The following is an 18,262-nucleotide window of genomic DNA, read 5'->3' on the forward strand; positions in this document are numbered from 1 at the left end:
GGCCCGGCCGACCCCTGACGGGGAATCACCGCACGGCCGGACACCGACGGCAGCCCCGTCCGCCAACAGCGCGGCCACGACACAGCACAGCACCCCAGCGGTCCGGCCGACGGCCGGGGACGCCACGGACACGAACCCGGCGGCCCCGGACGGCCGGACGTCGGCGAGTGCCCCGCACACCGACGACACGGCCACGACGCAGCACAGCACTCCGGCAGCCCGGCCGTCGGCCGAGGACGCCACGGGCACGGGCCCGGCCCGGCCGACCCTCGACGGGCAGTCACCGCACAGCCGGACACCGGTCGGCGCCCCGTACGCCCCTGGCGACACGGCCACGCCGGCCGGCCCGGCGGCAGCCGCCCCTGGCGGGGACCCGCGCGAGCAGACGCCGGCAGCCGGCCCGGCCCGTGCCGGCGCTCCGCAGGGCGCGCACGCCCCTGCGGCCGTCGTCCGGAGCGGGTCGCTCGTGCTCGACGTGCTGGCCGCCGGTGTCGGGCCCGCCGCCGCTGCTGCCGGGGCGGCCTCCGCGTTGGCGGCGGCTGCCGCTGGCGGGCGGCCGTACGGGCTTGTGGTGTCGGCGGGGATCGCCGGCGGTTTCCCGGGGGCGGCACTCGGCTCGCTCGTGGTGTCCGACGTGATCGTCGCGGCGGATCTGGGCGCCGAGACCGCCGACGGGTTCGTGCCCGTCACCGGCCTCGGTTTCGGCACGGTCGAGCACCGGCCGCCCGCCGCGCTCGTGGCGGCCGTGGCCGCCTCGACCGGGGCCGCGCGCGGCGAGGTGCTCACCGTCTCCACGGTGACCGGTACCGCCGGCCGCGCGAGCGCGCTCGCCGCGCTGCGGCCGGGGGCGCTCGCGGAGGCAATGGAGGGCTTCGGGGTGGCCGAGGCCGCGGCCGGGCACGGCGTGCCCGTCCTCGAACTGCGGGCCGTCTCCAACGCGGTGGGCCCCCGCGACCGCGCGGCCTGGCGCATCCCCGACGCGCTCGCGGCCCTCGCCCGGGCCTTCGCCGCCCTGCCCCCGGCCCTCGCGGCCGCGGCGGCCGCAGCGACCGCATGACCTGCCCGAACGACCGCGCCCGCGAGGAGGACGCCGTGAGCGAAGCACCGTTGAAGATCGCCTATTCGCCCTGCCCGAACGACACCTTCGTCTTCGACGCGTGGGCCCACGGCCGCGTCCCCGGCGCCCCCGCCCTGGACGTGACCTTCGCCGACATCGACGTCACCAACGGCATGGCCGAGCGCGGCGAGTTCGACGTGCTCAAGGTGTCGTACGCGGTCCTGCCGTGGGTGCTCGACGAGTACGCCCTGCTGCCCTGCGGCGGCGCCCTCGGCCGGGGCTGCGGGCCGCTCGTGCTGAGCCGGGAGCAGGCCGGGCCGAAGGACCTCGCGGGGCGGACGGTGGCCGTGCCGAGCGAGCGCTCGACGGCGTATCTGCTGTTCCGGCTGTGGGCGGCGGCGGAGGTGCCGGGCGGGGTCGGCAAGGTCGTCGTGCTGCCGTTCCACGAGATCATGCCCGCCGTCCGCGACGGCAGGGTGGATGCCGGGCTGGTCATCCACGAGGCCCGCTTCACCTACGGCCAGTACGGTCTGACGTGCGTCGCCGACATGGGCGAGCACTGGGAGCTGACCACCGGCCTGCCCATCCCGCTCGGCGCGATCATCGCCAAGCGCTCGCTGGGCGCCGCGACGCTGCGCCGTCTCGCGGACGCGGCCCGCACCTCGGTGCGGATGGCCTGGGACGATCCGGAGGCGTCCCGCCCGTACGTGCTGGAGCACGCGCAGGAGATGGACCCGGCGGTCGCCGACGCGCACATCGGGCTGTACGTCAACGAGTTCACCGCCGACCTCGGCGAGGACGGCTACGCCGCCGTGCGCGGGCTGCTCACCCGCGCGGCGGCCGAGGGGCTCGTACCGCCCCTCGGCCCGGACGCGCTCTCCTTCGTCTGACCGGCACTCCGGCCGTGGCGGATCAGACGTCGAGCTGGTCCGCCACCGCCCGCAGCATGTTCGCGATCTTCGCGCCGTGGGCCTTGTCGGGGTAGCGGCCGCGCTCCAGCTGCTGTGTGACGTTCTCCAGCAGGGTCGTCAGATCCTGCACGATCGACGCCAGCTCGTCCGGTTTGCGGCGCTGTGCGGCCGCGATCGACGGCGGCGCCTCCAGCAGCGTCACACTGAGCGCCTGGTCACCGCGCTGACCGGCCACGACGCCGAACTCGACGCGCTGGCCCGGCTTGAGGGCGTCGACCCCGTCCGGGAGCACCGAGGAGTGCACGAAGACGTCTCCGCCGTCGTCACGGGAGAGAAAGCCGAAGCCCTTCTCGCTGTTGAACCACTTGACCTTGCCGGTAGGCACGTCTGTCCTCGTCCTCGTGTCTCGTCGGAATTACGGAAAGGGCTGCCCCGCTGCCCTCACGGAAAAACAGCTCACGGAAAACAGCTCTTGATAGCACTACAGCGGGCCGCAAGACCCGCTACTGACAAGGCTAATGGTCCCGAGCCCGGTGACAAGACGTCCCAGGCCGCCACATCCGCGCGTCCGGGACGTCCGCGGCGGCCGCCCGGGTCCGCCCGGTGCTCCCCTCCCCCAGGGGGGCCGCCGCGCCGACGCCCTGGGACCTACCCTGGTCGGGTGAGTAGCGAAACGCCCCAGGACGGGGATCTGCTGGTACGCGTGGGCGCGGTCGTCTTCCTCGTCGGCGCGGTGGCCACCCTGGCGACGATGGCCCCGCTGTTCCTGGGCCTTCATCCCCTGCCGCCCGCCGCCTACTTCGTGTGCATGCTGATGGGCGTGGGCTTCGTGCTCGCCGGTGCCGGGGTGCTGCGGTCGATCGCCGCGCAGCGCCGTCAGGCGCGGGCCTCTGCCGCCGCCCCGTCGTCCTCGGCACCGTCCTCCTCAGCACCGGCCCGGTAGCCGCGCAGCCACCGCGGAAAGGCCGTCAGGTCGGCGAGGGCCACGTCGGCGCCCGCCGCGCGCAGTTCGTCCGCGCCGTACGGGCCGGTGGCGACGGCGACGGACAGCGCGCCGGCGGCGCGGGCGCCGCGTACGTCCCCGAGGTGGTCGCCGACGTAGACGCTCGCGCCGTGCTCGCGCAGTGCGACCGCTTTGCCCTCGGCCCACAGGTCACCGGCGAGTTCGTCGGGCTCGATGCCCAGGTGGTCCAGGTGCAGGCGGGCGCTGGGCCCGTGCTTGGCGGTGACGACGACGGCCCGCCCGCCGAGGGCGCGGACGGCGGCGACGGCCTCGCGGGCGCCGGGCAGCGCGGTCGTCGGGGCTATCGCGTGCGCCGGGTACGCCGAGCGGTACAGCGCGATCGCCTCCGCGACGCGCTCCTCGGGGAACCAGTGGGCGAGTTCCTGCGCGAGCGGCGGGCCGAGCCGGCTGACGGCCAGGTCGACGTCGATGTCGGTGCCCGTCTCGGCGGCCAGCCACCGGTAGGTGGCCGCGATGCCGGGCCGGGAGTCGATCAGGGTCATGTCCAGGTCGAAGCCCACCGTGAACCGGGCGTCGTCCGCGGGGCGTGAGCGCAGGGTCATGAACCCCATTCTGCCGGTCCGCCCCACCCGTAGACTTAGCCTCACCTAACCCGGATCTTCTGGACAGTGGACCTCGCCGACCGCTCCGGACGCGCACCCGAAGGAAACGATCCACGACGTGGAAGCGATACCCACCGCGGTCTCCCCCGCCCCCCGCGCCGCCTCCGCGCGCCGCGCGGCAGGCCGGACGCTGGCGGCGGCCGCCGTCCTGCTGCTGGCAGTACTGCTCAGCCTCGCCGTCGGGGCCCGCCCCGTGGCACCCGGCCAGGTCCTCGACGCCCTGATGGGGCACGGTTCGGGCGGCGACGCCTCGGTCGTACGCGAGATGCGCCTGCCGCGTACGGTCGTCGGCCTGCTCGTCGGCGCCGCGCTCGCCCTCGCCGGCACTGCCCTGCAGGGCATCACCCGCAACCCCATCGCCGACCCCGGCGTGCTGGGCATCGGGCACGGCGCGGCCGTCGGCGTGGTGCTGGCGATCTCCCTGGCGGACGTGCGGTCGGCGGCGGGCTGGGTGTGGTGGGCGTTCGCGGGCGCGGCCCTAGCGGCCGTCGCCGTGTACACGATCGCCGCGCGCGGCCGGGACGGCGCCTCGCCGGTGAAGCTCGCGCTGGCCGGGGCGGCCGTCAACGCGCTGCTGGTGTCGGTCGTGACGGGCGTGCTGACCGCGAAGGCGTCCGTGCTGGAGCAGTTCCGCTTCTGGCAGGTGGGCGCCCTCTCCGGCGCGAAGGCCGAGGTGATCGGGCAGCTGTGGCCGTTCCTGCTCGTCGGCGCGGTCATGGTGGTGTCGGTGGCGCGCGGCCTGGACGCGCTCGCGCTCGGCGAGGACGTCGCCACGGGGCTGGGCCGCAACGTGGCGGCCGTACGGATCGTCGGCGGGCTCGGCGCCACCGTGCTGACCGGGGCCGGGGTCGCGGCGGCCGGGCCGATCGCGTTCGTCGGCCTCGCCGTGCCGCACATGGCCCGCGCGCTCGTCGGCGGCGACCACCGCCGGCTGCTGCCGATGGCGGCCCTCCTCGGCCCGGCCGTCCTGCTCCTCGCGGACACGGCGGGCCGGATCCTCTTCCCGCCGGGCGAGGTGCCCTCCGGCGTGATGACGGCACTGCTCGGGGTGCCGTTCCTGGTGGCGCTGGTGCGCCGCAGGCAGGCGGGGGGTGCGTGGTGAGCGTCGCACGCGCGGCCGCCGGGCCGCAGACGGAACACGACGCGCGCTTTCGCCGCGCGGGCGGAGAAGCGAACGGAAAGATGCTGTGAGTGCCCGTACGGCCGTGCGGCCCGCCGGTTTCGCGCTCGTACGGGCCGGGCGCGCGTCCTTCCTCGTGCACCGGCGCTCCACCGTGCTCGCGCTGACGCTCGCCCTGCTGCTGGCCGGCGCGTGCCTGGCCTACCTGTGCGTGGGCCACACCTTCGTACCGCCCGGCGCGGTGCTCGACGTCCTCCTCGGCCGGCCCTCCCCCGACGAGCTGACCGTCGGCACGCTGCGGCTGCCGCCGATGACCGTGGGCGTGCTGGTGGGTGCCGCGTTCGGGATCGCGGGCGGGCTCATCCAGACCGTGGCCCGCAACCCGCTCGCCAGCCCGGACGTCATCGGCGTCGGCCAGGGCGCGAGCGCCCTCACCGTCGCCGCGCTCACCTTCGGGATCACCTCGTACGCGGCACTGCCGTACGTGGCGGTGGCCGGCGGGCTGCTCGCGGCCGCGCTCGTGTACGTCTTCGCCTGGCGGCGCGGACTGCACGCGACGCGCTTCGTCCTGATCGGCATCGGCTTCGCGGTGGCCCTGCGCTCGGTCACGCACCTGTTCATGACCAAGGGCGACTACCTGGTGGCCCAGCAGGCACAGGTGTGGATGACCGGTTCGCTGAGCGGGCGCGGCTGGGACGAGGCCGCGCCGGTGGCGTGGGCGCTGCTGGCGCTCACCCCGCTGGTGTGCTGGGCGGGCCGGGCGCAGCGGGCCGTGGCCCTGGACGACGACACCGCGACGGCGCTCGGCACGCGCCTGGGCCGGGTGCGGTTCGGGCTCGTCCTGCTCGGCGTCGTCCTCGCCGCCCTCGCCACGGGCGCGGCCGGGCCCGTGGACTTCGTGGCACTGCTCGCCCCGCAGCTGGCCCGGCGGGCGGCGCGCACCGCCCATGCGCCGCTGCTGTGCGCGGCGCTGACCGGCGCGCTCATCGTCGTCGTCGCGGACCTGCTGGCCCGTACGCTCTTCGAGCCCACCGTCCTGCCCGTGGGCGTGCTCACCGCCGCCGTCGGCGCCCCGTACCTGATGTGGCTCCTGGTCAGGGGCCGCAGCTCCCGCAGCCGTTCCGGAGGAACCGCGTGACCGACGCCCGGCTCACCGCCCGCGCCCTGACCCTCGCCTACGAGGACCGTACGGTCGTCGACGGACTCGACCTCGCGGTCCCCGACGGCGAGGTCACCGTCATCGTCGGCCCCAACGCGTGCGGCAAGTCCACGCTGCTGCGCGCCCTGGGCCGGCTCCTCAAGCCGGTGTCGGGGGCCGTGCTGCTCGACGGCCGGGAGCTCGCCTCGCTGCCCACGCGCCGCATCGCGCGGGCCGTGGGACTGCTGCCGCAGTCCCCCGTCGCGCCCGAGGCCATCACCGTGGCGGACCTGGTCGCGCGGGGCCGGCAGCCGCACCAGCGCTGGTGGCAGCAGTGGTCCGAGGACGACGAACGGGCCGTCACCGACGCCCTGGAGCGCACCGGGACCGCCGCCCTCGCCGACCGCCCCGTCGACGAGCTCTCCGGCGGGCAGCGGCAGCGCGTGTGGATCGCGATGGCGCTGGCGCAGGAGACGGACCTGCTGCTCCTGGACGAGCCGACGACCTATCTCGACATCGCCCACCAGGTCGAGGTCCTGGACCTGGTGCGCCGTCTGAACCACGAGCGGGGCCGTACGGTCGTCGCCGTCCTGCACGACCTCAACCAGGCCGCCCGCTACGCGGACCACCTCGTGGCGATGAAGGCGGGCCACGTCGTGGCCCGGGGCCGCCCGGCCGAGGTCATCACCGCCGGCCTGGTCCGCGAGGTCTTCGGCCTGGAGTCGGTGGTGGTCCCGGACCCGGTGACGGGCAGCCCGCTGGTGGTGCCGGGTAAGCCGTGGGCTGGGGAACCCAGCCCGTCCGGCGTTTGAGGACGAGCGGCGCAGCCGCGATACGGGGTCTGGGGCGGAGCCCCAGTTTCGGGAAGGGGAAAGTCCGCCGGAGGCACCACAAGCCCACACCCCCTACCCCGGCCTCCGCGCCCGCCACATCACATAAGCCGCCGACGCCAGCGCAGCGACCCGCACCGCCCACGGCCACGTGTCGGCGAGTGCCTGTCCCATCGCCCCTTGCGGCACCGGGTCCCCCCAGCGGCCCGCTGTCCGCCCCCACAGCCACACCACGGCCCCGGTCACCGTCAGCCCCGGCAGGAACAGCACGGCCCACTGCGACTCGGTGTACGACAGCTTGCGGGTGACGTAGGCGAGCGCCCAGCCGGCCGCGAGCACCAGCCAGTTGCCGAGGACGGCCCCGACGACCAGCAGCAGTGAGACCAGCAGCAGGAACACCGGTACCGGGGCGCCGTCGGGGCGGCGCAGCAGATGGAAGCCCTGGCGGGCGGCGGTCTCCTGGCCCTGCGCCGCACCGGCGTCCGCGCCGCCGCCGTCCTCGGCGCCTTTTTCGACTCTTTCGGTCTTTTCGGCTCCCTCGCCCTTGCCGGAGCGCTCCCCCGGACCGCCGTCGCGTCCCGGCCCGTCCCGGCCGGGCGGCGGGGGTGGTTTGAGTATGTCGGGGATCTCGATGCCGCCGACGAAGCCGTGCACCGGCTCCCGGCCGGCGTACGGGCCCGCCTCGCCGGTGAACGGGCGGCGGTCGGCCCGCCACCACTCGGGGACCTCCCCGGGGTCGGGGCCGGCCTGCGCGGGCCCGCCGAGTTCGGCCTCGCCCGCGAGGTGCGGGGGCGCGGCTCCCGGGGGGTCCGCGGGGACGGCCGGGCGCGGGGCCTCCTCGCGGCGCGGGGCCGGCACGCGGGCGCCGTCGGCGGCCCCGGCGTTGTGCCCGGCGTCGGCGACGGCCTCGTCCGGGCTGCCGAGGCCGGCGAGGATGCGCTGGACGGCGGCGGGGGTGTCGGCGCCCTCGGCCGCCCTGCGCCGCTCGATCTCGGTGCGCAGCCGGGAGACGAGCCGCATGCGCTCGGCGGAGGTGAACGCCTGCCGCTGGGCGATGTCGCCGACCCGGCTCAGATAGTCGTAGACAAGCTGATCGCTCTCGATCCCCACCGCGTTTCCCCACCGTCCCCGCCGTGTCCCCGGAACACCCGCCGGGGACCACCAGCCGCTGCCTCACCGACGGTACCGGTTCCGCGCGGGCGCGACAGAGCGCACAGGGGGCACACGGCGCGCTGCGTCATGGTGGACGTACGGCACACGCGCAGCGGCCGCCCCGACGCCACGGCCCGGTACCGTTAACAGAATGACCACCTCGCGGGAGACAGACAGCGCGGACGGAGCCCCAGGAACCACAGCACCACGCGCCACGGGCAAGGACAGCGCGCCCCGGACGAAGGGGGCGCGCAAGGGACGCGGCGCGCCCGGCGGCGAGGAGCAGCCGCGCGCTCCCCGCACCCTCGCCGAGGAGCTGCGCTCCCGCCCGGACAGCGCCCTCGCCGCCCTCCTGCGCGACCGCCCCGACCTGCTGGCCCCCGTGCCCGGCGACCTCACCCAGCTCGCCACCCGGGCCGGCACCCGGGCCTCCGTGGTCCGCGCCCTGGAGCGCCTGGACCGTTTCGCCCTGCAGGTCGCGGAGGCGCTCGCGGTGGCCCCCGACCCGTGCCCGTACCCCGTGCTCGCCTCGCTGATGAGCGGCGAGGAGCCGCGGGACCCGCGGATCGCGCGCGAACTGCCGCGCGCCGTCGGCACGTTGCGCGAGCAGGCCCTGCTGTGGGGTACGGACGAGCAGCTGCGGCTGGTGCGCACCGCCCGCGAACTCCTCGCGCCCGGCCCGTCCCGCCCTTCCCCCACCGGCCTCGGCCCCACCGTCTCCGAGGCCACGGCGGGCATGTCCCCGGGCCGGCTGCAACAGCTCCTGGCCGCCACGGGGCTGCCCGCCACGCACGACGGGGTGACGGCGGTCGCCGCCCTCTCGGGGCTCTTCGCCGACCGCGAGCGGATGACGGCCCTGCTCGCCGGGGCGCCCCCGGAGGCGCGGGCCGTCCTGGACCGGCTGCTGTGGGGCCCGCCCTACGGCACGGTCACCGCCGACCCCGCCCCGCACCTGCGCTGGCTCCTCGACCGGGGCCTGCTGCTGCCCGGCACTCCCGGCAGCGTGGTCCTGCCCCGCGAGGCCGCCCTGCACCTGCGCGGCGGGCTCGCCCACCGGGTGTGCGAGCCCGTGGCACCGGAGCTCGCGCCGGTCGCCGATCACGCCCCGCAGGTCGTGGACGCGACCGCCGCCGGAGCGGCCTTCACCGCGCTGGCCACCGTCGAGGAACTGCTGACCGCCTGGGAGCAGGACGGCCCGCTCGTCCTGCGCGCGGGCGGCCTGTCCGTACGCGACCTCAAGCGCACCGCCGCCGCCCTCGACACCAGCGAGGACGCCGCCGCCTTCTGGACCGAACTCGCCTACGCGGCAGGCCTGTTGGCCTCCGACGGCGAGGTCGACGAACGCTACGCCCCCACCCCCGCCGCCGACGACTGGCTGCGCCTGCCCGCCGAGCGGCGCTGGACGCGGCTGGCCACGGCCTGGCTCGCCGCCACCCGCGCCCCCGGCCTCGTCGGCGGCCGCGACGCGCGCGGCCGTACGCTCTCCGCGCTCGGCCCGGACCTGGACCGGGGCCCCGCGCCCGAGGTCCGCCGGCGCGTCCTGGAGCTGCTGGCCGCGCTGCCGCCGGGCGGCTCGGTGGCCGCCGACGTCCTGCTGGCCCGGCTGCGCTGGGAGCGCCCGCCGCGCACCGAGGGCCCCGACGCGCCCGAGGACCTGCGCTCCCGGCTCGCCCGCTGGACCCTCGCCGAGGCCGAACGCCTCGGTGTCACCGGCCGCGGCGCCCTCTCCGCGCACGGCCGCGCCCTGCTCGCGGCGGCCTCTACGGAAACCGCCGTGGAGGAGGCGGCCGCCCTGCTGGCCCCGCTCCTGCCCCAACCCGTCGACCACGTCCTGCTCCAGGCCGACCTCACCGCCGTCGCCCCCGGCCCGCTCCAGCGGCCGCTGGCCCGGCTCCTGGGCGTGCTCGCCGACATCGAGTCCAAGGGCGGCGCGACCGTCTACCGCTTCACGCCCGCCTCGGTGCGCCGCGCCCTGGACGCCGGACGCACCGCCGACGACCTCAAGTCCTTCCTCGCCGCGCACTCGCGCACCCCCGTGCCGCAGCCGCTCGCCTACCTCGTCGACGACGTCGCCCGCCGCCACGGCCTGCTGCGCGTCGGCGCCGCCTCCGCCTACCTGCGCTGCGACGACGAGAACGTCCTCGCCGAGATCCTCGCCGACCGGCGCTCCGCCCCGCTGCGGCTGCGCCGCCTCGCCCCCACCGTGCTCGCCGCGCAGGCCGCGCCGGACAGCCTGCTGGAGGGCCTGCGGGAGATGGGCTACGCGCCCGCCGCCGAGTCCGCCGAGGGCGACGTCCTCATCACCCGCGCCGACGCCCGCCGCACCCCGCCGCGCTCCGCCCCCGCGCCCGTCCCCGAGGGCCCGCCCGTCCCCGACGCCACCCTGCTCGACGCGGCGGTCCGCGCCATCCGCGCGGGCGACCTGGCCGCCACCGCCGAACGCAAACCGGCGAGCACCCCGGCCCCCTCCCCCGCCGACGGCCGCCTCCCCCGCACCACCTCCGCCGAGACCCTCGCCACCGTGCAGGCCGCCGTCCTCACCGGCGCCGCCGTCTGGATCGGCTACGTCAACGCCGACGGCGCCGCCAGCCAGCGCGTCATCGCCCCGGTCCGCGTCGAGGGCGGCTTCGTCACCGCCTACGACCACACCGCCGACGAGGTCCGCACCTACCCCCTGCACCGCATCACAGGGGTTGCCGAACTCGCCGACGACCACGTGTAGGGGCCGCCGACCGCCACGCCGCGCTCCCGTCCGAGTGCGCGACACTGGATCCTTGCCCGCATCGGACCACAGGGAAGGGCCGCACCCGTGCAGAACGCAGCTGGGCCGCTCATCGTCCAGAGCGACAAGACCTTGCTCCTGGAGGTCGACCACGACCAGGCCGACGCCTGCCGGCGGGCCATCGCCCCGTTCGCGGAGCTGGAGCGCGCCCCCGAGCACATCCACACCTACCGGCTCACCCCGCTCGGGCTGTGGAACGCGCGAGCGGCCGGGCACGACGCCGAGCAGGTCGTGGACGCGCTCGTGACGTACTCGCGGTATCCCGTGCCGCACGCGCTGCTCGTCGACATCGCCGAGACGATGGACCGCTACGGGCGGCTGCGGCTGGTCAAGCACCCCACGCACGGGCTGGTGCTGGAGAGCACGGACCGGCCGGTGCTGGAGGAAGTGCTGCGGTCGAAGAAGGTCGTGCCGCTGACCGGGGCCCGGATCGACGCGGACACGGTGGCCGTGCACCCCTCGGAGCGCGGGCAGATCAAGCAGGTGCTGCTCAAGCTGGGCTGGCCGGCGGAGGATCTCGCGGGCTATGTCGACGGTGAGGCGCACCCCATCGAGCTGGCCGAGGACGGCTGGTCGCTGCGCCCGTACCAGCGGCAGGCCGTCGAGGGCTTCTGGCACGGCGGCTCGGGTGTCGTGGTGCTGCCGTGCGGCGCGGGCAAGACGCTCGTGGGCGCGGGCGCGATGGCGCGGGCGAAGGCGACGACGCTGATCCTGGTCACCAACACCGTCTCGGCCCGGCAGTGGAAGCACGAGCTGGTCAAGCGGACCTCGCTGACCGAGGACGAGATCGGCGAGTACAGCGGCACGAGGAAGGAGATCCGCCCGGTCACGATCGCCACCTACCAGGTGCTGACGACGAAGCGGAAGGGCGTCTACCCGCACCTGGAGCTGTTCGACTCCCGTGACTGGGGGCTGGTCGTCTACGACGAGGTGCACCTGCTGCCCGCTCCGGTCTTCAAGTTCACCGCCGATCTGCAGGCCCGCCGCCGGCTCGGGCTGACCGCGACGCTGGTGCGCGAGGACGGCCGCGAGTCCGACGTCTTCTCGCTGATCGGCCCCAAGCGCTTCGACGCGCCGTGGAAGGAGATCGAGGCGCAGGGCTACATCGCGCCCGCCGACTGCGTGGAGGTGCGCGTCGATCTGACGGACTCGGAGCGGCTGGCGTACGCGACGGCCGAGACCGAGGAGAAGTACCGGTTCTGTGCGACGACCGCGACCAAGCGGCGGGTCACCGAGGCGCTGGTGCGCCGGCACCGGGGCGAACAGACCCTGGTCATCGGGCAGTACATCGACCAGCTCGACGAACTCGGCGAGCACCTGGACGCGCCCGTCATCAAGGGCGAGACCAGCAACGCGCAGCGCGAGAAGCTCTTCGACGCGTTCCGGGCGGGCGAGATCTCGGTGCTGGTGGTCTCCAAGGTCGCGAACTTCTCCATCGACCTGCCGGAGGCGACGGTCGCCATCCAGGTCTCGGGCACCTTCGGCTCACGGCAGGAGGAGGCGCAGCGGCTGGGCCGGGTACTGCGGCCGAAGGCGGACGGGCACGAGGCGCGCTTCTACTCGGTGGTGGCCCGGGACACCGTCGACCAGGACTTCGCGGCGCACCGCCAGCGCTTCCTGGCCGAGCAGGGCTACGCCTACCGGATCGTGGACGCCGACGAACTGCTCGCGGGCGAGGGCGCCTGAGCGCGCTCCCGGCGCGCCGGGCCTCCCGCGCGCGCCGGGACCGTCCCGGGTGGACGGCCGCGTCGGTAGGCTGGTCAGCCGGACACGTGTACCAGGGCGAGGGCCGGGCAGGGAGGGACAGGATGCCTCACCAGGACATCTATGAGGTGCTGTACACCGAGCCCGCGGCACGCGACCGCGACCGCCTGGACCCGGCCCGGCGGGCGTCCTTCGAGAAGGCGGTCGAGCTCCTGGCACGCGACCCGTACACGAAGCTGTCACGGCCGATCGGGGTGAGCGAGCAGGACCGGGAGATCCGGCTGACCTCGCAGATCGTGGCGGAGTACATGGTCTCGCGGGGGCGGCTGCTGCTGGTGGTGCTGCGGATCTTCGACGACGCGGACATCCTGCTGCCGGAGGGCTGAGCGGGGCGGATCCGGCGTCAACTGTCGGGCTGCGCACGGCTTGTACGGCCCGTACGGCTCGTACGGGCGGCGGACGCCCCGGAGACGGGGCAGCGCACGCGAGCCTAGGCGGCTCGGTTCAGACCGTGTGCAGGGGCTGCTTGTCGCTGTACTCGCCGAGGAGGACGACGCTGACGGCGGCGGCCGCGAAGACCTTGATGGCGCGCAGGGCGCCTGCGGCCGTGCGGCGCTCGGCGGCGGGGGCGGCGGTGCCGGCGGGGGCACCCTGGGCGGCGGTGGCTGCGGTGGTGGCGTTCATGGCATCCATGATGGTTTTCCGGCGGGCGCCGCACATCGGCCTGCCGGTGTAACCGTGATCGTCCGGCTCTCCGACCAGAGGGTGAGCGCGAGCCCGTCCCACGCCCTCCCCCAGATGGACGGCGACCCCGAGGTCTCCTCCCTCCGTACCCCGGGACGCCAACCACCGCCGACAACCGCCGGCAACCGCCGCGCACCGCACGGGGACCGCCCGGGAAATCCGTTGGCGCGCCCCTCGGCCCGCTGACTAGAATCGCCCGCCTTGCCACGCCTCCCGCCGCCGGGGGCGCCCCGGCCGGACGGAAACCGGCGGGCCACGCTCGATTCCTTCGTACCGTTCAGCCCGCTTCGCACCCGTCCGGAGGCCCTTCCCGTGCCCGCGCCGCTCCCCGAACCCGCCACCGAAGCCACCGCCGAACCCACCGCCCGGGCCACCGGCTCACCCGTACCGTCGCCCCCTCCGGCCGCCCCCGACGACCCCCTCGGCCGCGAGCGCGCCCACCTCGCCGCCTCCCGGGCGGCGCTGCGGGCGATGCGCGCCGACGTCGAGGCCCTGGACATCAAGGACGTCACCGCGAACTGGGTCAACTCCGAAGTCCTCAAAGGGCAGATCGAGGAGCGCATCGCCGCGCTGGCCGACCTCGCGGGCACCCCGCTGTTCTTCGGCCGCCTGGACTACGCGCGGGCGCCCGGCGCGGAGTTCACCGGGGGAACCGAGGGCGGTGACGGGTCCGACGCCTTCTACATCGGCCGCCGGCACGTGCACGACACGGACGGCGACCCCATGGTCGTCGACTGGCGCGCGCCCGTCTCGCAGCCCTTCTACCGCGCGTCGAAGAAGGACCCGCAGGGCGTGACGGTGCGCCGCCGTTTCGGCTATACGGGCGGCGAGTTGACGGCGTACGAGGACGAGGACCTCACGGACGCCGGGGGCGAGGAGCGGGCCGGCGCGCTGCTGCAACGGGAGATCGAGCGGCCGCGCGTCGGCCCGATGCGGGACATCGTGGCCACGATCCAGCCGGAGCAGGACGAGATCGTGCGCTCAGGCATCGGCGGCACGGTGTGCGTGCAGGGGGCGCCGGGCACGGGGAAGACGGCGGTGGGACTGCACCGGGTCGCGTATCTGCTGTACGCGCACCGGGAGCGGCTGGCCCGCACCGGCACCCTGGTCGTCGGCCCGAACCGCTCGTTCCTGCGCTACATCGAGCAAGTGCTGCCCGCCCTGGGCGAGTTGAACGTGGCCCAGGCGACCGTCGACGACCTGGTCGCGCACGTCGAGGTGCGGGCCGTGGACTCGCCGCGCGCGGCCTGCGTCAAGGGGGACGCGCGCATGGCCGAGGTGCTGCGGCGGGCGGTGCGCTCGGGGGTGACGATGCCGGTGGAGCCGGTCGTCGTGGTGCGCGGCTCGCGGCGCTGGCGGGTGCCCGCGTACGAGCTGGAGGAGATCGTGCGCGAACTGCTGGACCGCGACATCCGTTACGGGGCCGCCCGTGACGCCCTGCCGCAGCGCATCGCGCACGCCGTGCTGGTACGCATGGAGCAGGCCGGCGAGGCGCCCGACGACCGCGTGCAGGACGCTGTCGCGCGCAACCCGGCCGTGAAGGCGGCGGTCAAGGCCCTGTGGCCGCAGGTCGATCCGGTGAAGCTGGTGCTGCGGCTGCTGTCCGACGGGGAGTTCCTCGCGGAGCACGCGCGCGGGGTGCTCGACGAGGAGGAGCAGGCGGCGGTCCTGTGGGAGAAGCCCGCCCGCGGCGTGAAGAGCGCCAAGTGGTCGGCGGCGGACGCGGTGCTGATCGACGAGGCCGCCGACCTGATCGCGCGCACCCCGTCGCTGGGCCACGTCGTCCTGGACGAGGCCCAGGACCTGTCCCCCATGCAGTACCGGGCGGTGGGCCGCCGCTGCTCCACCGGTTCGGCGACGGTCCTCGGCGACATCGCGCAGGGCACCACGCCCTGGGCGACCCCCACCTGGCGGGAGGCGCTGGCGCACCTGGGCAAGCCGGACGCGGCCGTCGAGGAGCTGACGCAGGGCTTCCGTGTGCCCCGCGAGGTGATCGCGTACGCGTCCCGGCTGCTGCCCGCGATCGCGCCCGGCCTGGCCGAGGCCACGTCGGTGCGTGAGGCGGCGGGCGACTTCCGGGTGCGGGCCGTGGCGGAGGGGGAACTGGACGCCGCCGTCGTCGCGGCGTGCCACGAGGCGTTGCGCAAGGAGGGCTCGATCGGCCTGATCGCCGCCGACCCGCGCATACCGGCCCTGGGCGCGGCCCTCGCGGACGCGGGCCTGGACTGTGTGGCCCCCGGCGAGGAGACCTCCGGGGCCGCCCGTCTCACTCTGGTCCCGGCGACGCTGGCCAAGGGCCTGGAGTACGACCATGTGGTCCTGGACGACCCGGCGTCCGTCGTCGGGGCCGAGCCCGACGAACGCACGGGCCTGCGCCGGCTGTATGTGGCGCTGACCCGTGCGGTCTCGGGCCTGACGGTCGTCCACGCGCGGCCGCTGCCACGGCAGTTGGACTGAGCCGCCCTCGGCCCCCGCAGTCCCTCAGCCCCCCAGCGCCTCGCGCCACACGCGCACCGCCGCCGCGTCCACCGGGCTGTCCCAGCCCGCGGGCCGCGCCGCGCCCCCGATGTGGAAGCCCGTGATCCCGGCCCCCAGAAGCACCGGCACATGCTTGAGCTGGAGCCCGCCCCCGACCAGGATGCGCGCCTCGTAGCCGGGCTCGTCGGCACGCGCCGCCTCGGCCAGCAGCGTGGCCAGCCCGTCGTCGACGCCGGAGGCGGAGCCTGCGGTCAGGAAGGTGTCCAGGCCCGGCAGGCCGGCGAGTTGCTTGCGCAGCGCGTCGCGGTCGGCGGCGCGGTCGATCGCGCGGTGGAAGGTCCAGCGGGCGCCCGGTCCGAGCGCCCCGGCGAGGGCGGTGACGGCGGCCAGGTCGGCGCTGCCGTCGTCGGTGAGGAAGCCGAGGACGAACTCCTCGGCGCCCTCGGCCCGCAGCTTCTGCGCGGTCGCGCACAGCGCGTCCAGTTCGGCGGCGGTGCCGGCCGAGAAGCCGTCGGCGGCGCGCAGCATGACGCGCACGGGGATGTCGACGGCGGCCCGCACGGCGGCGAAGGTCTCCCGGCTCGGCGTGAGCCCGTCGGCGGCCATGTCGGCCACCAGCTCCAGCCGGTCGGCGCCGCCGTCGCGGGCGGCCACCGCGTCCTCGGCGCCGAGGGCGATCACCTCCAGGATCGCACCGTTGCTCACGACACCCACCCTTCCTCCAACAGGTCTAGTCCAATGCACAGGGTAGGGCCTGAGCGCCCCGCCCGGCACCACCGCACGCCGGCCCACCCGTACGGGGGCCTTGCGGAGCCGGGGCGGATGGCCCAGGCTCGGTGGTCGAATGTGACGGCGGAGTTGCCGTGCGTGTCCGCCGTGTGCCTGATGACCGTTGCAGGGCGAATCGTTGCCGGAGGTATGGGGATGCACGCGACTGTCGGTGACCAGATCAGGATCAAGCCCCGCGTCGTGGGGATGAGTGAGCAGGTCGGCGAGATCACCGAGGTGCGCGGGGCGCAGGGCGAGCCGCCGTACCGGGTGCGCTTCGCCGACGGCCACGAGACGCTCATCTTCCCCGGCCCGGACTGCCTCATCGAACCCCGCAAGCCTCAGGGCTGACCCAGAGGCGGCCCCGGAGCCGACCCGGGAGGATCCCCGAACGGCCGTCCCGGGCCGGGGCCGGTGCACCACAATGGGCGCATGAGCGCCACGGCACCCCCGACCGAGCACCCCGCCGCGCCCGCCCTGCGGGCCCGCTGGCGGGAGACCGTCGAGCGGGCCCGCTCCGGCTCGCCGGGTACGGCCCCGGACCCCGGGCCGTTCGCGGACGAGCTGCTGCGCCGCTGGTCCGAGCCGCAGCGCCGCTATCACACGGTGGACCATCTGGCGGCGGTCCTCGCCCGCGTCGACGAGCTGGCGGGCCACGCGCGCGATGCCGACACCGTGCGGTTCGCCGCCTGGTTCCACGACGCCGTCTACCGCCCGGACCGCTCGGAGAACGAGGAGCGCAGCGCGCATCTCGCCGAGCGCGCCCTGCCCGAGCTGGGCCTGGGCGCGGACCGCGCGGCCGAGGTCGCCCGGCTGGTCCGGCTCACCGTCGGCCACGACCCGGCGCCGGGCGACCACGACGGCGAGGTGCTGTGCGACGCGGACCTCGCGGTCCTGGCCGGCACCCCGCAGGAGTACGCGGCGTACGCGGCGGCGGTCCGCGAGGAGTACGCCTTCGTCCCGGACGAGGCGTTCCGCGCGGGCCGCGCGGAGGTCCTGCGCCATCTCCTGGGCCTGCCCCGGCTGTTCCGCACCCCGCTGGGCCAGGAGCGCTGGGAGCCCGTGGCCCGCCGCAATGTCGCCACGGAGCTGGAGCTGCTGGAGCCCTGAGCCCTCCCGGGCGGGAGACCGGGGATCCGGGCGGGACTGCCGACAGCCTGCGCCGACTGCCGGCGCCCGCGCCACCCGGTGGCCCGGCCCCGCGTCACCCAGCGGTCCGCCCCCGTCGCGCCGCCCCGGCCCCGGACGCCTACAGACCCCCCTGCCCGTTGCCCGGCCCCCCGCGCCCGTGCTTCGGCCGCCGCAGGCCCGCCGCCGACAGCAGCCGCACCAGCTCCTTGCTGCCGACCTCCCGCGCGCCGAGGCGCACGGCCTGCCCGTAGGACGTCGACGGCACGTCGTAGTGATCGCCGTCGAAGGCGCGGCGCGGGGCCCCCAGGCGCTCGGCGAAGGCGTGCAGCTCCTCGTAGGAGACATCGCTGATCAGGTGCGACCACATACGGCCGTGCCCGGGCCAGGTCGGCGGGTCGATGTACAGGGTCATCGGCGGTGCCTCACCGCAGCGCTTTCCCCAGCGAGCCCACGGGCGCCACCAGCACCGCCTGCTTCGTGCACGCCCAGTGCGGGTCGGGGCCCAGCTCCGGCTCGACCTCCAGGGCGTGCGGGTCGCCGCCCTCCGTGCACACCGGGCACAGCGGCCAGCGCCCGTACCGCTCCAGCAGCGCGTCCTGCACGTCCTGCGCGACGAGCCCGGCCAGGAAGCCGGCGCCCTCGGGCCACTGCTCGACCCACCACCGCCGGTGCGCGACCGCGTCCTCGACGAGCGAGACGACATCGGCCTCCACTGCGCTGTCGTCGTCTCCTGCCATCAGATCGGCGAGAACGAGGGCGCGGGCCGTGTGCAGTGCCTGTTCGAGCTCCATACGGACCATTGTGGTCGAGCAGGACGGTTG

Annotated in this window: 18 protein-coding genes and 1 pseudogene; 12 read left to right on the forward strand and 7 right to left on the reverse strand. The window is 75.7% G+C overall.

What is annotated here, in order from left to right; all coding sequences use genetic code 11:
• Nucleotides 1-403 precede the first annotated feature (403 nt).
• A pseudogene (locus ACFP1Z_RS20310) lies at nucleotides 404-1,057 on the forward strand (futalosine hydrolase); the annotation flags it as partial.
• A gap of 35 nt (nucleotides 1,058-1,092) precedes the next feature.
• Nucleotides 1,093-1,947: a 1,4-dihydroxy-6-naphthoate synthase gene (locus tag ACFP1Z_RS20315; protein ID WP_390318036.1), complete on the forward strand. Its 855-nt coding sequence runs from the start codon at nucleotides 1,093-1,095 to the stop codon at nucleotides 1,945-1,947.
• A gap of 22 nt (nucleotides 1,948-1,969) precedes the next feature.
• On the opposite strand, the gene ACFP1Z_RS20320 is transcribed toward ACFP1Z_RS20315, so the two are convergent.
• On the reverse strand, nucleotides 1,970-2,353 hold the full coding sequence (locus ACFP1Z_RS20320) for a cold-shock protein (RefSeq protein WP_390318038.1): 384 nt from the start codon (nucleotides 2,351-2,353) through the stop codon (nucleotides 1,970-1,972).
• A 276-nt stretch (nucleotides 2,354-2,629) separates the two neighbouring features.
• Here ACFP1Z_RS20320 and ACFP1Z_RS20325 point away from each other — a divergent pair, with 276 nt between their 5' ends.
• A complete protein-coding gene (locus ACFP1Z_RS20325; RefSeq protein ID WP_390318040.1) occupies nucleotides 2,630-2,911 on the forward strand; it encodes a hypothetical protein in 282 nt (93 codons plus the stop codon).
• Here ACFP1Z_RS20325 and ACFP1Z_RS20330 read toward each other — a convergent pair.
• Entirely contained in the window at nucleotides 2,845-3,534 is a 690-nt protein-coding gene (locus tag ACFP1Z_RS20330; protein ID WP_390318042.1) for an HAD family hydrolase, read from the reverse strand. The genes ACFP1Z_RS20325 and ACFP1Z_RS20330 overlap by 67 nt on opposite strands.
• Nucleotides 3,535-3,652: 118 nt before the next feature.
• On the opposite strand from ACFP1Z_RS20330, the gene ACFP1Z_RS20335 reads away from it, so the two are divergent.
• The 3 genes from ACFP1Z_RS20335 (at nucleotide 3,653) to ACFP1Z_RS20345 (ending at nucleotide 6,664) form a co-directional block, all read left to right on the forward strand.
• Entirely contained in the window at nucleotides 3,653-4,696 is a 1,044-nt protein-coding gene (locus tag ACFP1Z_RS20335; protein ID WP_390318044.1) for a FecCD family ABC transporter permease, read from the forward strand.
• A gap of 85 nt (nucleotides 4,697-4,781) precedes the next feature.
• Complete coding sequence (locus ACFP1Z_RS20340; RefSeq protein ID WP_390318046.1) at nucleotides 4,782-5,852, forward strand: FecCD family ABC transporter permease; 1,071 nt, start codon at nucleotides 4,782-4,784, stop codon at nucleotides 5,850-5,852.
• Nucleotides 5,849-6,664, forward strand: a complete 816-nt coding sequence (locus tag ACFP1Z_RS20345) for an ABC transporter ATP-binding protein (RefSeq protein ID WP_390318048.1) — start codon at nucleotides 5,849-5,851, stop codon at nucleotides 6,662-6,664. The genes ACFP1Z_RS20340 and ACFP1Z_RS20345 overlap by 4 nt, the downstream gene beginning before the upstream one ends.
• A 93-nt stretch (nucleotides 6,665-6,757) precedes the next feature.
• On the opposite strand, the gene ACFP1Z_RS20350 is transcribed toward ACFP1Z_RS20345, so the two are convergent.
• Nucleotides 6,758-7,792, reverse strand: a complete 1,035-nt coding sequence (locus tag ACFP1Z_RS20350; RefSeq protein WP_390318049.1) for a hypothetical protein — start codon at nucleotides 7,790-7,792, stop codon at nucleotides 6,758-6,760.
• A 193-nt stretch (nucleotides 7,793-7,985) separates the two neighbouring features.
• Here ACFP1Z_RS20350 and ACFP1Z_RS20355 point away from each other — a divergent pair, with 193 nt between their 5' ends.
• The 3 genes from ACFP1Z_RS20355 to ACFP1Z_RS20365 all read left to right on the forward strand — a co-directional run bounded on the left by ACFP1Z_RS20355 (nucleotide 7,986) and on the right by ACFP1Z_RS20365 (nucleotide 12,706).
• Nucleotides 7,986-10,556, forward strand: a complete 2,571-nt coding sequence (locus tag ACFP1Z_RS20355) for a helicase-associated domain-containing protein (RefSeq protein ID WP_390318051.1) — start codon at nucleotides 7,986-7,988, stop codon at nucleotides 10,554-10,556.
• 87 nt (nucleotides 10,557-10,643) lie between these two features.
• Nucleotides 10,644-12,302, forward strand: coding sequence for a DNA repair helicase XPB (locus ACFP1Z_RS20360; RefSeq protein ID WP_390318053.1), 1,659 nt, complete (start codon nucleotides 10,644-10,646; stop codon nucleotides 12,300-12,302).
• 122 nt (nucleotides 12,303-12,424) lie between these two features.
• Nucleotides 12,425-12,706, forward strand: coding sequence for a type II toxin-antitoxin system RelE family toxin (locus tag ACFP1Z_RS20365; protein ID WP_390318055.1), 282 nt, complete (start codon nucleotides 12,425-12,427; stop codon nucleotides 12,704-12,706).
• 118 nt (nucleotides 12,707-12,824) lie between these two features.
• On the opposite strand, the gene ACFP1Z_RS20370 is transcribed toward ACFP1Z_RS20365, so the two are convergent.
• Nucleotides 12,825-13,004, reverse strand: a complete 180-nt coding sequence (locus ACFP1Z_RS20370; RefSeq protein ID WP_390318056.1) for a hypothetical protein — start codon at nucleotides 13,002-13,004, stop codon at nucleotides 12,825-12,827.
• A 372-nt stretch (nucleotides 13,005-13,376) separates the two neighbouring features.
• On the opposite strand from ACFP1Z_RS20370, the gene ACFP1Z_RS20375 reads away from it, so the two are divergent.
• Entirely contained in the window at nucleotides 13,377-15,521 is a 2,145-nt protein-coding gene (locus tag ACFP1Z_RS20375) for a HelD family protein (protein ID WP_390318057.1), read from the forward strand.
• Nucleotides 15,522-15,545: 24 nt separating this feature from the next.
• Here the strand turns inward: ACFP1Z_RS20375 and ACFP1Z_RS20380 are convergent, their stop codons facing one another.
• Entirely contained in the window at nucleotides 15,546-16,247 is a 702-nt protein-coding gene (locus ACFP1Z_RS20380; RefSeq protein WP_390318059.1) for a copper homeostasis protein CutC, read from the reverse strand.
• A gap of 219 nt (nucleotides 16,248-16,466) precedes the next feature.
• On the opposite strand from ACFP1Z_RS20380, the gene ACFP1Z_RS20385 reads away from it, so the two are divergent.
• Entirely contained in the window at nucleotides 16,467-16,661 is a 195-nt protein-coding gene (locus ACFP1Z_RS20385; protein ID WP_390318061.1) for a DUF1918 domain-containing protein, read from the forward strand.
• Nucleotides 16,662-16,742: 81 nt separating this feature from the next.
• Complete coding sequence (locus ACFP1Z_RS20390; protein WP_390318062.1) at nucleotides 16,743-17,420, forward strand: HD domain-containing protein; 678 nt, start codon at nucleotides 16,743-16,745, stop codon at nucleotides 17,418-17,420.
• Between the two features lie 139 nt (nucleotides 17,421-17,559).
• On the opposite strand, the gene ACFP1Z_RS20395 is transcribed toward ACFP1Z_RS20390, so the two are convergent.
• Nucleotides 17,560-17,853, reverse strand: coding sequence for a DUF4031 domain-containing protein (locus ACFP1Z_RS20395; protein WP_390318063.1), 294 nt, complete (start codon nucleotides 17,851-17,853; stop codon nucleotides 17,560-17,562).
• A 10-nt stretch (nucleotides 17,854-17,863) separates the two neighbouring features.
• Nucleotides 17,864-18,232, reverse strand: a complete 369-nt coding sequence (locus tag ACFP1Z_RS20400; protein WP_390318065.1) for a hypothetical protein — start codon at nucleotides 18,230-18,232, stop codon at nucleotides 17,864-17,866.
• Nucleotides 18,233-18,262: the final 30 nt, after the last annotated feature.

The organism is Streptomyces gamaensis (assembly GCF_042656465.1).
Classification (GTDB): Bacteria; Actinomycetota; Actinomycetes; order Streptomycetales; family Streptomycetaceae; genus Streptomyces; species Streptomyces gamaensis.